The 15,432-nt window shown below is 53.7% G+C and carries 11 protein-coding genes and 1 pseudogene; 5 read left to right on the top strand and 7 right to left on the bottom strand.

Annotated features, from left to right (window positions below):
• Positions 1 to 13 precede the first annotated feature (13 nt).
• From KAJ71_RS05325 to KAJ71_RS05315, 3 genes are all read left to right on the top strand, one after another.
• Entirely contained in the window at positions 14 to 817 is an 804-nt protein-coding gene (locus KAJ71_RS05325; protein ID WP_248944727.1) for a TraB/GumN family protein, read from the top strand.
• Between the two features lie 221 nt (positions 818 to 1,038).
• Positions 1,039 to 1,518 (top strand): Cys-tRNA(Pro)/Cys-tRNA(Cys) deacylase YbaK, encoded by a 480-nt coding sequence (ybaK, locus tag KAJ71_RS05320; protein ID WP_248944726.1) that lies wholly within the window; start codon positions 1,039 to 1,041, stop codon positions 1,516 to 1,518.
• A gap of 577 nt (positions 1,519 to 2,095) precedes the next feature.
• Positions 2,096 to 2,386 (top strand): hypothetical protein, encoded by a 291-nt coding sequence (locus tag KAJ71_RS05315; RefSeq protein WP_248944724.1) that lies wholly within the window; start codon positions 2,096 to 2,098, stop codon positions 2,384 to 2,386.
• 142 nt (positions 2,387 to 2,528) lie between these two features.
• Here KAJ71_RS05315 and ushA read toward each other — a convergent pair whose 3' ends face one another.
• A complete protein-coding gene (gene ushA / locus KAJ71_RS05310) occupies positions 2,529 to 4,181 on the bottom strand; it encodes a bifunctional UDP-sugar hydrolase/5'-nucleotidase UshA (RefSeq protein WP_248944722.1) in 1,653 nt (550 codons plus the stop codon).
• A gap of 251 nt (positions 4,182 to 4,432) precedes the next feature.
• Between ushA and KAJ71_RS05305 the strand changes: the two are divergent.
• A pseudogene (locus tag KAJ71_RS05305) lies at positions 4,433 to 5,645 on the top strand (MFS transporter).
• A gap of 228 nt (positions 5,646 to 5,873) precedes the next feature.
• Complete coding sequence (gene ybaL, locus KAJ71_RS05300; RefSeq protein ID WP_248944721.1) at positions 5,874 to 7,565, top strand: YbaL family putative K(+) efflux transporter; 1,692 nt, start codon at positions 5,874 to 5,876, stop codon at positions 7,563 to 7,565.
• 53 nt (positions 7,566 to 7,618) lie between these two features.
• Here the strand turns inward: ybaL and KAJ71_RS05295 are convergent, their stop codons facing one another.
• The 6 genes from KAJ71_RS05295 to htpG all read right to left on the bottom strand — a co-directional run bounded on the left by KAJ71_RS05295 (position 7,619) and on the right by htpG (position 15,411).
• Positions 7,619 to 8,923 carry an inosine/guanosine kinase gene (locus KAJ71_RS05295; RefSeq protein WP_248944720.1) on the bottom strand — a complete coding sequence of 435 codons (1,305 nt, stop codon included), beginning with the start codon at positions 8,921 to 8,923 and terminating at the stop codon, positions 7,619 to 7,621.
• A 111-nt stretch (positions 8,924 to 9,034) separates the two neighbouring features.
• Positions 9,035 to 9,997, bottom strand: a complete 963-nt coding sequence (gene hemH / locus KAJ71_RS05290; RefSeq protein ID WP_021805449.1) for a ferrochelatase — start codon at positions 9,995 to 9,997, stop codon at positions 9,035 to 9,037.
• A gap of 126 nt (positions 9,998 to 10,123) precedes the next feature.
• Positions 10,124 to 11,272, bottom strand: coding sequence for a glycerate kinase (locus tag KAJ71_RS05285; protein WP_248944970.1), 1,149 nt, complete (start codon positions 11,270 to 11,272; stop codon positions 10,124 to 10,126).
• Positions 11,273 to 11,407: 135 nt separating this feature from the next.
• Complete coding sequence (locus tag KAJ71_RS05280) at positions 11,408 to 12,541, bottom strand: sugar diacid recognition domain-containing protein (protein WP_248944719.1); 1,134 nt, start codon at positions 12,539 to 12,541, stop codon at positions 11,408 to 11,410.
• A 112-nt stretch (positions 12,542 to 12,653) separates the two neighbouring features.
• On the bottom strand, positions 12,654 to 13,298 hold the full coding sequence (gene adk, locus KAJ71_RS05275; protein WP_024528407.1) for an adenylate kinase: 645 nt from the start codon (positions 13,296 to 13,298) through the stop codon (positions 12,654 to 12,656).
• Positions 13,299 to 13,545: 247 nt separating this feature from the next.
• Complete coding sequence (htpG, locus tag KAJ71_RS05270) at positions 13,546 to 15,411, bottom strand: molecular chaperone HtpG (RefSeq protein WP_248944969.1); 1,866 nt, start codon at positions 15,409 to 15,411, stop codon at positions 13,546 to 13,548.
• Between the last annotated feature and the right edge of the window lie 21 nt (positions 15,412 to 15,432).

The raw sequence follows: 15,432 nt of genomic DNA, 5'->3' as shown, positions 1-15,432 counted from the left end.
GGAGCCACGCTGTATGGGTCAACTGTTACGCCGCATTGCTACCTTTCTCGGTATTATTTCCCCGCAGAGCTACACCTACCCGGCCCTGGACATCAGGCTAACGGGCAATCGCCAACTGCATTTGGTCGGCAGCATTCATATGGGTACCGTCGATATGTCGCCCCTGCCTGCCCGGCTGGCCGCATGCCTGCGCCAGGCCGATGCGTTGATTGTTGAGGCCGATATTACCGGTTCCTCTTCGCCATTTGGCCACGCCGAACCGCAACTCGAACTTGAACAACGTCTTGGCGATGAGGAATTCCAACGGTTACAGGTGCTATGCCAGGAGTTGGGTGCGGATGTAGAGAGCTTCTCTGCCCTTCCCGGCTGGCAGGTAGCACTGATGATGCAAGCACGGCAGGCACAGCGGCTGGGTTTACGCGCCGAATACGGGATTGATTACCAGCTATTGCAAGCCGCTAAAGTACAGCAGATGCCAGTGATCGAACTGGAAGGGGCCGAGGAACAGTTGAGCATGCTGGAACAACTGCCAGAAGGCGGTATGGCCCTGCTGCACGATACGTTAGCGCACTGGCACACCAACGCCCGTTTGCTGCAAACCATGGTGAGTTGGTGGCTGGACGCCAAGCCGAACGCCACGTTGGAAACGCTGCCCTCCACCTTCAGTGCCGAGCTGTACGACGTATTGATGCACCGCCGTAATCGCCACTGGCAGCAAAAGCTGGAAGCGTTACCGCCGGGCAACTATGTGGTAGCGGTCGGTGCTTTGCATCTGTATGGCGAAGATAATTTACCGGCCATGCTGCAAGCGCGATAAAAAAGTGGCCAATATCGCTATTGGCCAGTCAAAGAGGAATTTTTCATATTTTAGTTATACGCATTGTAACCGTGTTAACGATTACAATAGACAGGGTAGCAACCTGACGAACCTATTGGCAACTGCCTTTCACCCTCCTAGGCACAGGTTGCTCATTCGGCTCCATTTTTATCGTTCTGTTGCAACCGATGACAACTTCTCTCTCTTTTGGAAAAGATATTATGACACCCGCAGTGGTTCTGCTTGAAAAACAAAAGGTGGCCTTCACCCTCCACACATATCACCACGATAGTGAAGAAACCAACTTTGGCGACGAGGTGGTAAAAAAGCTGGGGTTGAACGCCGAACAGGTCTACAAAACGCTGTTGGTGGCCCTGAATGGCGATGCAAAGAATCTGGCCGTGGCGGTAACGCCGGTAGCAACCCAACTGGATTTGAAGAAGGTGGCAAAAGCGCTAGGGGCCAAGAAAGCCGAAATGGCCGATCCGACAGTCGCTCAGCGTGTGACGGGTTATCTGGTTGGTGGGATCAGCCCACTCGGGCAAAAAAAACGCTTGCCCACGGTGATCGACAGCCCAGCGCAACAGTTTGCCACCATTTTCGTTTCCGGCGGCAAGCGCGGGTTGGATATTGAATTGGCAGCCAGCGATCTCTGCCGTCTGCTGTCCGGCACCTTCGCCGAAATCGCCAAACGGGATTAATATAACAGGGCCGTTGCCAAGGCAACGGCCCACATTACCTTACTTTAGTTAATGAAATAGTTGACACTATTAAATAAATGATTGAGAATTGTTTTTTCGTTAAATAAAAAACCAGGTCAGCCCCTTTTTGTTAATTCAAAAGGGATGTTTGCTGGAGTTTAAAAGTACAGCGAGAAATAAAAATTCTCATTTCAGTACCTTTGCTCTTGACACCTGCGTCGGCAGGTCGGGTGATTTTATTGATCCCGCTATTTTTTAGGAATATTCGTCTCATTGGTATATCTACCACTGAGCACTGCATTAGTATAATCACGTATGAATAGGCTCAGCAGTTCGCAATCCGAGGAAGCAATACTTACATCGATATTTACCCTTTTGGGATTGATGAACCCGCAGAAAGTGATACAGGCATAGAGTGATCTATTCAACTGATCATATTCATGGAGCGTTTATTCGCCGTCATATGAATGACTGGCTTAATGAAGAAGAATCAATGGTAACCTCCAGACGTTGGAGAGTAAAATTTCAGGTTAACTGAATATATGATGTTTTAATAAAAATCAATAGGGATAGAATCATGATGCTTATATGGCAAGGATGGGGTATTATTTCTGCGTTTCTCCCAGTATTATGTGCATTACCTTTTCTCAATACGGGTCGTTTTGGCATTGCAGCTGGCTTGTTAATTGGCGCAGCAATTAATGCTTATATTGGCTATCGGTTGAATAATACTTCAGGAAAGAGTTATACGGATAATGACACTGGCCAAGAGGTAGTTTTTCGTAAGAAACACTCTCTTTTTTGGATACCAATGCAATACATTTCCGTTTTATGGGCTGCTGTGGCAGTTATAATGCTAATTGGCTAAATACCTACTCCTAATTCCCCTCCACTTTTGCTAGGTCAGGTTTATTACCAGGTAATTTCGTACCGTTTTGCAACGGGGGAATGAGGTTCAAAACTGGCGGTTTTCTATCCTGTCACCGATAGAAAACCGCTTTTAAATTTAATTATTTATAAACTATTTCACCCTTCGGCTCGTACGCCGCCGCATCCAGCGGTGAATGCTTCTCGATATACTGCTTGAGCACTTCCGCATCGATAAAGCCGGTATTGACGTAGCTTGGCAGGGTATCAATCTTCGGATAACCGTCGCCGCCCAGGGCGTTGAAGTTCAGTGTCGCCATACGATAGGTCTTGTCTGCCTGCAAAGGTTCGCCCTTGATCTTAACGTCGCTAACGCCTTTGCCGTCCGCCACCAGGCTGACGTTGGCGAACTGCGCATAGGCACCGGAATCCACCTTCATGTTGGCTACCGCTGCCAGATACGGTTCAACCTCGCTGCCTTTCATATCGACATACACCAGCGTGTTGCCAAACGGCTGCACCTTGAGCACGTTTTTATAGGTGATATCACCGGCCTCGATCGAGTCACGCACGCCGCCGCCGCTCATCACGGCGAAGTCTGCGTTGGCGCGCTCCATCTGCGCGGCTAGCAGCACGCGCGAAAGGTTGGTCTGCACAAAGCGGACTTTACTGCGATCCCCTTCCAGTTTGCCGTTGACGCTGCCCACCTTCACTTCCAACTGGGCCTTGCCCTTGTCCTGGAACGGCGTCAGCAGCTTCATCATCGACGGATCTTCCTGGATCTGCTGGGTGTAATACTCCCGCTCGCTGGTGCCGTCGGCTTTCTCTACCTTTTTCTTCAGGTTGATCGGGATCAGTTGGTAATGCATCAGTTTCAGTTCGCCGTTGCGGAACTGGAAGTCGGCACGACCGACGTATTTACCCCATTCGTGGGCCTGCACGATCCAGGTACCGTTTTGGCGATCTGGCGCACAAGGCGTGCCTGGTACGTAATCCACCTGTTTGTGGTTTTCACTCGCCATACAGACCGGATTTTGCGAATGCCCACCAACAATCATATCCAGGTAGCCCGCAGGCAGGCTACGCGCCATCTCCACGTCCCCCGGCGCGTTGGAGCCATGGTTACCATCATCATAGTGACCCATGTGAGTGGCGGCGATAATCACATCCGGTTTTTCATCATTACGCAGTTGCTCAACCACCTGCTTGGCTTCTTGCGCCGGGACACGGAATTCAATATCGGTAAAGTATTCCGGGTTGCCGATTTTTGCGGTGTCATCGGTGGTCAGGCCGATCACCGCAATCTTCACCCCTTGCTTTTCAAACAGGGCATAAGGCTTGAACAGACGTTGCTGAGTACTTTTTTGATAAATGTTGGCGGACAACAGCGGGAAAGAGGCCCACTTCTCCTGCTGGCGCAATACGCTGAGTGGGTTGTCAAATTCGTGGTTGCCAATCGCCATCGCGTCGTAACCAATCAGCGTCATACCACGAAAATCGGGTTCTGCATCCTGTAAGTCCGACTCAGGCACGCCGGTGTTGATGTCCCCACCGGACAACAGCAGCACGCTGCCGCCTTTCGCCGCCACTTCCTGACGGATGCTGTCCACCAGCGTCTTTTGCGCCCCCAGACCGTACTCACCATGATCGTTCTGCCAGAAATGGCCGTGATGATCGTTGGTGTGCAGGATGGTGATATCGTAGGTTTTATCCTTTTCCCAGGCACTGGCCGTTCCTGAAAACAACGTCAGGGAAACAGCCAACGCACATGCGGTAGTGTGAAGCGAAAAGCGCATGGCAGATCTCCATTGTTAATAATGGGTATTTTTGATGAAGACGAAATTGTAACGCGAATCAGCTGCAACTAATTTCAATTTTTTGCGACGTACATCAAACTATGTCAGAAAGGCACCGCCGTCCGAATTTTGTCAACACTCCCGATAGCACATAATGATCGAGAGAGAAGCAGCTACCCCGTTGTCGGACGAAAGATGAACGTTATAAGATGTCGGCTCTCTCCTCTCTCACTTACCAGGCTAATAATAATATGACTGACCGTAGTGAAACGGATATTCCACCGATAACCAGCAGCGCGGCCAAAGGCACAGCGTTCTCTATTCTCGGTGCTATCAGCGTTTCTCACCTGCTCAACGACATGATGCAATCGCTGATCGTGGCGATTTACCCGATTTTGCAAGCCGATTTTAGCCTCAGCTTTGTGCAGATCGATCACTCTGACCTATCAGCTCACCGCGTCGCTGCTACAACCGCTGATTGGTTATTACACCGACAAGCACCCGCAGCCTTATTCGCTGCCCATCGGCATGGGATTCACCCTATCGGGCTTACTGCTGCTTTCGGTGGCCAACACCTTCCCCCTGGTGCTGCTGGCAGCCGCTTTGGTGGGTACCGGTTCCTCCGTATTCCATCCTGAGTCATCCCGCGTCGCACGCATGGCTTCCGGTGGACGGCACGGTTTGGCCCAGTCGCTGTTCCAGGTGGGTGGCAACTTCGGCAGTTCCCTTGGTCCGCTATTAGCCGCGCTGATTATCGCCCCCTACGGCAAGGGCAATGTCGCCTGGTTCTCACTGGCTGCGCTGCTGGCTATTGTGGTTTTATTGCAGGTCAGTAAATGGTATCAGCAGCAACATCGGGCGGCCCAAGGCAAGCCAAAAGCCGCTTCCTTGGTCAAAACGCTGCCAAAACGTACCGTCATGTTCTCCCTAGGCATCCTGCTAGTGTTGATATTCTCCAAATACTTCTACTTGGCGAGCATTAGCAGCTATTACACCTTTTATCTCATACATAAGTTCGGTGTTTCGGTGCAGAATGCCCAATTCCATCTGTTCGCCTTCCTGTTTGCCGTAGCAGCAGGAACCATCATTGGCGGGCCTCTGGGTGATAAGTTCGGGCGTAAATATGTCATTTGGGGCTCTATCCTGGGTGCTGCGCCATTTACCCTGGTTTTACCCCATGCTTCTCTCTACTGGACCGGGATTTTGACGGTAATCATCGGGGTTATTCTGGCCTCGGCTTTCTCGGCCATTCTGGTGTATGCGCAAGAGCTGATCCCCGGCAAAGTGGGGATGGTTTCCGGGCTATTCTTCGGTTTTGCTTTCGGTATGGGCGGATTAGGCGCGGCAGTTCTTGGTTATGTCGCCGATTTGACCAGCATCGAACTGGTTTATCAAATCTGTGCATTCCTGCCGCTTATCGGCATTATCACCGCATTGCTACCAAATATGGAGCATAACCAGTAATACCCCTTACAGCGCACCGGTTTAGCGCAGAGGTTAAACCGGGTTATCCACTCTACAGCCCCATTTAATCCGACCAATTACGCCATAATTCACCTTCCTTCTGCAAAAATAGACGAATAGTCTGGTTTTTTACACAAAACCCTAAATTAGCTAAGCAATGAAATCACAAATGCAATAAACTAAATGTATCCTTTCGTAACATCCGTGAGCACAACCAGAGGAGTATGGATGCATAATTCAACACCCTTGATCACCACTATTGTTGGAGGGTTAGTACTCGCCTTCCTCTTCGGAATGCTGGCAAACCGCCTGCGCATCTCCCCGTTGGTAGGGTATCTGGCCGCAGGTGTCCTTGCTGGCCCGTTTACCCCCGGTTTCGTCGCTGATACCTCGTTAGCGCCGGAACTCGCGGAGATTGGGGTGATCCTGCTGATGTTCGGTGTTGGTCTCCATTTCTCGCTTAAAGATCTCCTCGCTGTAAAAAATATCGCTATCCCAGGGGCCATTGCCCAAATCGCTGTCGCTACAGTGCTGGGGATGGGGTTGTCCAAACTGATGGGCTGGGATTTGGTTTCCGGCCTGGTGTTCGGCCTGTGTCTGTCCACCGCCAGTACCGTGGTACTGCTGCGCGCTCTGGAAGAACGGCAACTGATCGACAGCCAACGCGGACAGATCGCCATCGGCTGGCTGATTGTCGAAGATTTGGCCATGGTGCTGGCTCTGGTGCTACTGCCAGCATTTGCCAATATGCTCAACAGCGATAACACCAGCACCACGCAACTGCTCACCGAGTTGGCCATCACCATTGGCAAGGTTATCGCCTTTATCGCGCTGATGATTATCGTCGGCCGCCGTGTGGTGCCGTGGATCCTGGCAAAAACCGCCAGCACCGGCTCACGCGAGCTGTTTACGCTGGCGGTGCTGGCACTGGCGCTGGGTATTGCCTACGGCGCTGTCGGCCTGTTTGATGTCTCATTTGCCCTAGGGGCCTTCTTTGCCGGTATGGTGCTGAACGAATCGGAACTGAGCCACCGCGCGGCGCACGATACGCTGCCGCTGCGTGACGCCTTTGCGGTGCTGTTCTTTGTCTCGGTCGGTATGCTGTTCGATCCGATGATCCTGATCGACCAACCTCTGGCGGTGTTGGCAACTCTGGCGATTATCCTGTTTGGTAAATCGGTGGCGGCCTTCGCGCTGGTCAAAATGTTCGGCCACTCCAAGCGTACCGCGCTGACCATTTCCGCCAGCCTGGCGCAGATTGGTGAATTCGCCTTTATCCTGGCCGGATTGGGGGTCACGCTGGGCATGATGGATCAGCATGGCCGCAATCTGGTGCTGGCCGGGGCGATCCTGTCAATCATGCTCAACCCGCTGCTGTTTACTTTGCTGGAGCGCTATCTGGCCAAGACGGAAACCATCGAGGATCAGATCCTGGAAGAAGCGGTGGAGGAAGAGAAACAGATCCCGGTCGATATCTGCAATCATGCCGTCGTCGTGGGTTATGGCCGAGTTGGCAGCCTATTAGGGGCCAAGCTGACCGAAGAAGGCGTTTCGATGGTGGTGATAGAAAACTCCCGCCCACGGGTGGAAGCACTGCGCGCTCAAGGGATCAAAGCGGTACTAGGCAATGCGGCCAATCCTGAGATCATGGAACTGGCACGGCTCGACTGCGCTCGCTGGCTGCTGCTGACCATTCCTAACGGTTATGAAGCCGGTGAGATCGTGGCCTCTGCCCGCACCAAGCGCCCGACTCTGGAGATTATCGCCCGAGCCCATTACGACGACGAGGTTTCGTATATTTCCGACCGGGGTGCCGATCAGGTGGTGATGGGGGAACGCGAGATCGCCAACAGCATGTTGAATATCCTCAAGCTGGATACGCTGTCGGAAGAAGAGAAACTGGCCGCCTGCCCAATCTGAAGCCATTAAGCCGGTAAGAGCGCTAAAACAGCACTCTTACCGGTTGTTGTTGGTTACCGTTCCCAGTAAGACTCTTCCAAACTGTCTTCCCGCTCCGGCAACCCACGGGTCAAACGTGGCGAGTGCTGGTTAAGCACTTGGTAGCTAACACGATTGGCATATTTGCAAACCTGCGCCAAAGACGAATAGGTCAGGTAGCTACGCACATGTTTGCTGGAGTTTGGCACATTGTTGCGGTGATAGCCGTTAGCGGCGATATCATGCAGCAGCGCAGACAGCGCACCGTCGCCCGCACCGTTGGTATTCATGATCTTTTCCGGGCCGCCCATATACGGGGCGATATGCGAATAGACCTTGAGCGCGTTTTCACAGCTTGCACGGCGCATCGCCCGGCTGAATTCGAAGCGGTTAAACTCGGCGATATGGCCCGGCAACAGCGGATGCTGAGTTTCACGCTTGTTGGCCTCTTCGGTGTAACCCGCCATATACAGGCCGTTTGGCCCGGCGGTACACAGCACCAAATCTACCCAGTCCAATGCCATCTCTGAAGCCATCAGCGGATCGCTCAGTCCGGTCAGTTCTAACGCTTCATCTTCATTCATCGCCAGAATGGAGACATGTTCACTGAGAAAATCACGCCACCACTCTGGGTTATCCGCAATAACGTACTTGGTGCCCAGCGTCAGCACCACCGGCACATCATGCTTTTTGGCAAATACGATCGCCTGCATGGTGGCTTCCGGCATCGGCTCACCGGGTTTGCAGCGCACCAGATAGGAGGTCAGCACCAACGCGGCAGCCCCTGCGATCACCTCTTCAGGAATGCTTTCCGGGCGTAGCTGGTTCATCTGGCCTGGGCTGATGGCAAAGGTGCGTTCGCCGCTCTCGTTAATCAGCGTAAAACAGCGGCCAATGGCCCCATCCACTGCTTGCAGGTAGTTGAGATCGGTACGGCTGGAGGTGTTGCACAAATAGCGATAGGCATAGCTGCCAATTTTGACGTTGCTGCACATCACGCCAAGCAGCACGGAACGGTCGTCTGCCAGTACCGAGTAGTTGTGCAGGGTGTTACCGATAGTGCCACCGGCAAATTGATGAGTGATCAGGTTATTGTCGCTCAGTTCCTGATACAGCGCCTCGGCAACATCGTCTTCAATGACCAGCGAATGGCCCAGGCTAAGGCCGTAGCGTTCGACAAACGCGTCATCCACTTTAGCTTCGATATCCACCAGCGTCTGATCGATACCGACGACATAAGAGGTACTGACTTCATTTTCAGGCTGTGTCTGCTGCAATAACGGATCGCGAGCGTTGACCGGAAAATAATGTTTGGATTTACGTTTACCAGGAAATTTCATGTGATTGGCGGTGAGTTGCGGTGAACAGGCAGGAATGTTAGCACATTCCTGCCTGATTGCTGCGCTTTCACGTGAGCATTTTGCCAGCCGAGCGGTGAAAAGCCGGCTTGATTACAGCCGTTGCCCCACCAGCTGTTGCATCATATCGATATGGGCGGCGTCATCATTGAGTGCCGGGATGTATTCAAACTTCTCGCCCCCCGCCTCCAGGAAGATTTCGCGGTTCTGCTCTTTGATCTCCTCCAGCGTTTCCAGGCAATCCGCCGAAAAGCCGGGGCAGATCAGTTGGATATGCTTCACGCCTTGCGCTGGCAGACTCTTCAGGGTTTCGTCGGTGTACGGCGTCAGCCAGGGCTCCCGACCGAAGCGCGATTGATAGGTCATCATCACCCGATCTGGGGCCAGCGGTATGGCCGCCGCCAGCGCGCGGTAGGTATCTTCGCAGCGTTGCGGGTAATCGTCACCCAGCGTGGCGTAGCGTTTGGGAATCCCGTGGAACGACATCACCAGGCGGTCGGGCTTACCGTGTTCGGCAAACGCCCGCTCAACGCTTTGCTGTAAGGCCAGGATATACGCTGGGTGCTCGGCATAGTCACGGATAAAGCCGATAGATGGCAGGCGGCGATAGCCTTTCAGCACCCGTGCAACACCATCCCAGACCGCTGCGCTGGTCGAACACGAGTATTGCGGATACAGCGGCAACACCACCAGATTGGTCACGCCCTGCGCCAATAGGTTGTCGATCGCCTGTGCCAGACTGGGTGACCCGTAGCTCATGCCCAGTTCCACCGGGGTATTCGGCATACGCGCTGCCAGCTCCCGCTGTTGGCGGCGGCTGTAGACCAGCAACGGTGAACCTTCGTCCATCCAGACGGATTGATACAGTTTTGCCACACGCGGTGAACGGATCGGCAGAATGATGCCGTTAAGAATTGGCCACCAGATCAGCGGGGCAGTGTCCACCACCCGGTTGTCACTGAGAAATTCTTTCAGATAGCGTTTTACCGCCTGCGGGGTAGGTGCCTCTGGCGTCCCCAGATTCACCAGCAATACCCCGTGTTTCTCTTGCTTCATTCCGATCCCCTTGTCCTTCCCGGCAATACCCTGTTATTTCTCAGCGTATTAACAGCCGCTCATGGGGTCTATTGTAACGGAAAAGCGCCGGACCGGAACCTATATCAATAACAGGTAAAACGGGGGTTATTTTTGCGCCAGCTGCCAGACGGCAGCTACGTTGCGCGCCGTGACTTCCAGGTTATGGGCCGCGTCCGCCAGCGCCTCTGGCAGCGTCACGATGCGGTCGATCACCGAGAAAGCGGCATCGATGCCGTGTTGATGCACCACCTGATAGTCTTTTGACAGGCTACCGGCAATGGCAATCACCGGTAATTGGTGGCGCTTGGCTACCCGTGCAACGCCGATTGGAGTTTTGCCGTGGATAGACTGACTGTCGAGCCGCCCTTCGCCAGTGATCACCAAGTCAGCATCGCGAACCGCGTCTTCCAGATGCAGCGTTTCGATTACGATTTCGATGCCTGGCCGCAGCTCAGCTGCCAGAAAACCGATCAATGCCGCTCCCATGCCCCCGGCAGCACCCGAGCCTGGCACCTGCAATACCTTGCGCCCGGTGCTCTGCTCCAAGAGCGTGCCGTAATGATGCAGCGCCTTGTCCAGTTGCTGCACCTTCTCCGGCGTGGCCCCTTTTTGTGGGCCGAAGATTGCTGAAGCCCCGTGATCGCCACACAGCGGGTTATCCACGTCGCAGGCTACCGTGATCTTCACCTGCTGCAAGCGGGGATCCAACTGACTGAGATCAATATGTGCCAGTTGCGCCAACGCAGCGCCACCGGGACGTAATTCTTGATAGTGATGGTCAAGCAGCTTAACCCCCAGCGCCTGCATCATGCCTGCCCCCCCATCGTTGGTTGCACTACCGCCAATGCCCAGAATGATCGACTGTACACCGCGTTGCAGTGCCGCCAGGATCAGCTCACCGGTGCCAAAGCTGGTGGTCACTAACGGATCGCGTTCGTCACCCGCCACCAGATGCAGCCCGGACGCAGCCGCCATTTCGATAACTGCAGTTTTCCCTTCCCCCAGCAGGCCATAAAACGCTGCGGCAGGTTTGCCCTGCGGCCCGCTCACCTGCACATTGATGATTTCCCCACCGGTTGCGGCCACCATCGCATCGACGGTGCCCTCGCCTCCGTCCGCCATGGGCAGCAAAACGTAGTGTACCTGCGGGTAAATTTGCTGGAAACCACGTTCGATCGCTTCTGCGACACCCTGAGCACTCAGGCTCTCTTTAAAGGAGTCGGGGGCAATTACCACTTTCTTTAGGGTGTTCATCGACAGTGCCTTAATCGTCAGAGGATGCCACTGCATCGGTTAGTGAATACCATACCCTGCCGACAGCGGAAATTCTTTAGCGATAGACACAAACAAAACGGTAAAAAATAAGGTTATTTTGTGCAATTACACAATTCAATCCTGCATCAACATGCCGATATACAGCTGCAAGACGTCCGCCAATTGATTGATCTTCAGGCCTGTCGTTTTTTCTACGCGCTGTAGGCGGTAACGCAGGGTGTTAACGTGAATATGCAGCTGTGCCGCAGTCTTGGTTTGGTCACAATTATGATTGAAATAGTGGCGCAGCGTGTTTCTCAGCATCCCTTTTTCATCCTTGGCGCTCAATTGCCGCCAAGGCCGTGAAAGCTCCTGGGCTCGCCAATCTTCCCCTAAATCGCACAGCAGCGAGGGCAGAGGATAGTCATCATAAAACAGCGTATGCTGGACCAGTGTGAGACGGTGCGCCATGGTTTGCACTGCTCTTGCGGTCTGGATAGAGCGGTAGACGCCCTCATCGCCACTGTAAAAACCCCCGACGATTAACCGCAGGCCAAAGCGTTGCTGGATCTCATGCTGGAGCTGCTGGGCCAGCTTGCGCTCCTGCTGCACGTCCCACACGCCCTGTTTCATACAGGCCGGGCGCAAGAGCACCAGTTCATTAAAGCTGGTCATGGTGATAAGCGCCTCACGCTGGGTGATCTCTAGCTCTGCCAGCAAGCCTCTCAGTACCTGCGGCTGCGGTTCATACAGCTCAAGCAGCCAGACAATGCGTGGCTGTTGCAGATCCAGCTCTAAATAGGCCGCCATCGCCTCGCGTGAACCAGGTTCACTGTGCCCTTGCAGCAGTTGGTTGGCCAGCTCTTCCCGGTAACGCTTTTCCCACTGATGTTGATCGAGCATCGCAGCCTGTTCCACCATCAGCTCCGCCGCCATCTTCACCAGCTCGCCATAGGCTCGCACCTGAGCCGGATCGCCGGAAACCCCAATCGCCCCCACCAGTTGATTACGAAAACTGAACGGCAGATTGATGCCGGGCTGCACACCCTTCAGATGTTGTGCCGTTGCCTTATCAATCTCCACCACCCGGTTTTCGGTCAGGGCCAATACCGCCCCTTCGTGGCGCTGATACAGGCGCGAGGCGTTGCCGGAAGCAATGATGACGCCGTTGCTGTCCATCACGTTGACCGAATGGTGAATGATGCTCATCGCACGTTGCACGATTTGGCGCGCGGTCGCTTCTTGCAAAAAATTTGTCTGCCTGGGCATGCGGCTCTTCCTTGTCAAGCGAAACGGTAGCACTGATAACCTAGCATGAAGCGGCAAAAAAAACGCCGGGCAGCAACAGCAAGCCCGGCGTTTTTTACAACGTTAAAACCGATTAACCCAGAATGGTCGCCAGCTCAGCGCTCACTTCCGTCACCTTACGGGTGCCATCGATCTTGTGATAGGACGTATTGCCCGCCTCAGCTTCTTTATGATAGTAAGACACCAGCGGCGCGGTCATCTGATGGTATTCCACCAGGCGCTTACGCACGGTCTCTTCCTGATCGTCTTTACGGGTGGTCAACTCTTCGCCCGTGGCGTCGTCTTTACCTTCCACCTTCGGTGGATTGAATTTGATGTGGTACACGCGGCCAGATGGCGCATGCACGCGGCGGCCAACGATACGGTCGACGATCAGTTCGTCCGGTACGTCGAACTCCAGCACGTAATCCACTTTAATGCCGGCTTCTTTCATCGCATCGGCCTGTGGAATGGTGCGTGGGAAACCGTCCAGCAGGAAACCGTTACGGCAGTCTTCCTGGGTAATACGCTCTTTGACCAGCGCAATAACCAGCTCATCGGTCACCAGCTTGCCGGCGTCCATGATTTCTTTCGCCTTTTTGCCCAGCTCAGAACCGGCCTTTACGGCTGCGCGCAACATATCGCCCGTGGAGATTTGCGGAATGCCGTATTTCTCCATGATGAATTGAGCCTGAGTGCCTTTACCAGCGCCTGGAGCGCCCAGCAGAATGATACGCATTGCGTAAATCCCCTTGCTATGTATTTCCCTTCATTCTTCGGGCCGCGGCCGGAAGTTTATCGGGTTTGAGTTTTTATTAAATTTCGAAAACACTCAACCTTACCATTTCTGAGGGGGGTGGCTCAAGGTAGCGAGAGGAAATCGGTTGCGGAAAGATCGGGCTGAAACGAGGCAAGCAGTGAGAAAATTTAACGGGAATAGAGGAGATTACGCCCCAAACTCTAGGGTCTGGGGCGTATTTTGCTGATTAAGCGGACAACAGCTTATTCATGCGGCGAATAAACTGGTTTGGATCTTCCAGCGTCCCACGCTCGGCCAGCAGGGCCTGATCCAACAACAGATCGATCCATTCGGCAAATTGTTCGTTATCGCCCACATCGGATGCGCGTTTGACCAACGCATGTTCCGGGTTCAGCTCGAAAATATACTTCACTTCCGGCGCAGCTTGCCCCGCAGCGGCAAACAGTTTGGCCATCTGGGTGCTCATCTCGTCGGCATCGGTGGTGACGATAGCCGGGGTATCCGTCAGACGATGCGTCAGACGCACGTCCTTCACACGCTCACCCAGCAGCGTCTTGACCCGCTCGATAAACGGCTCCAACTGCTTCTCGGCTTCTTTCTGCTCTTCGGTTTCATCCGCCAGTTTATCCAGCGCGTCATCCGCCTTGCTGACCGACTGGAATACCTTACCGTCAAACTCGGTCAGGTAGCTCATCATCCACTCATCGATGCGGTCAGACAGCAGAAGGACTTCGATGCCTTTCTTGCGGAACAGCTCCAGGTGCGGGCTGCTCTTGGCAGCGGCATAGCTGTCGGCAGTGATGTAGTAAATCTTGTCCTGGCCTTCGGTCATGCGGCCAACGTACTCTTCCAGCGAGACGGTTTGCGCCGAGCTGTCGTTATGCGTAGAGGCAAAGCGCAGCAGTTTGGCGATAGCTTCTTTGTTGCTGCCGTCCTCCGCTGGCCCTTCTTTCAGTACCATACCGAACTGCTGCCAGAATGTCTGGTAAGCTTCCGCATCGTCTTTCGCCAGCTTATCCAACATCTGCAACACGCGTTTGGTCAGCGCACCACGCAGGTTTTGGGTAACACGGCTGTCCTGCAGAATTTCACGCGATACGTTCAGCGGCAGATCGTTGGAATCGATCAGACCACGCACAAAGCGTAGGTAGTTCGGCATGAACTGCTCGGCGTCATCCATGATAAACACGCGCTGAACGTACAGCTTCAGGCCGTGTTTGTGATCGCGATTCCACATATCCCACGGTGCCTGGGCCGGGATGTACAGCAGGCTGGTGTATTCCTGCTTACCTTCTACCCGGTTGTGGCTCCAGCTCAGTGGATCGGTAAAGTCATGAGCAATGTGCTTGTAGAACTCTTTGTACTCTTCTTCGGTTACGTCGGCTTTGTTGCGAGTCCACAACGCTTGCGCCTTGTTGATTTTCTCCCAGGTGACGGTGCCGTCTTCTTCATTCTTGGTTTCGATCTCTACCGGCAAAGCAATGTGATCGGAATATTTACCAATCACCGAGCGCAGACGCCAGCCATCAAGGTATTCATCTTCGCCTTCACGTAGGTGCAGAGTAATTTCGCTGCCGCGATCGGCCTTGCTGATATCGGCGATGGTGTAATCACCTTCACCGGCAGACTCCCAGTACACCCCTTGATCTTCCGCAGCACCAGCCGCGCGGGTACGTACGGTGACTTTGTCCGCCACGATGAACGCCGAGTAGAAGCCCACGCCGAACTGACCGATCAGCTGGCTGTCTTTCGCCTGGTCAGAGCCGATAGACTCCAGGAAGGCCTTAGTGCCAGATTTGGCAATCGTCCCCAGGTTTTCGATCACTTCTTCGCGGCTCATGCCGATGCCGTTATCGGCAATCGTCAGGGTGCGCTTCTCTTTGTCAAACGACAGACGCACGCGCAGTTCGCCATCACCTTCATACAGCTCCGGCTTGGAAAGCGCGCGGAAACGCAGCTTGTCCGCCGCATCGGAGGCGTTGGAGATCAGCTCACGCAGGAAGATTTCTTTATTGGAGTACAGCGAATGGATCATCAAATGAAGCAGCTGTTTGACTTCAGACTGGAACCCACGGGTTTCTTGACCTTTCATACTCATTGATTACCTCAAAGA

It is taken from the genome of Serratia silvae (genome assembly GCF_023282985.1).
Classification (GTDB): domain Bacteria; phylum Pseudomonadota; class Gammaproteobacteria; order Enterobacterales; family Enterobacteriaceae; genus Chania; species Chania silvae.
This window is presented reverse-complemented; position numbering and strand designations above follow the sequence as displayed.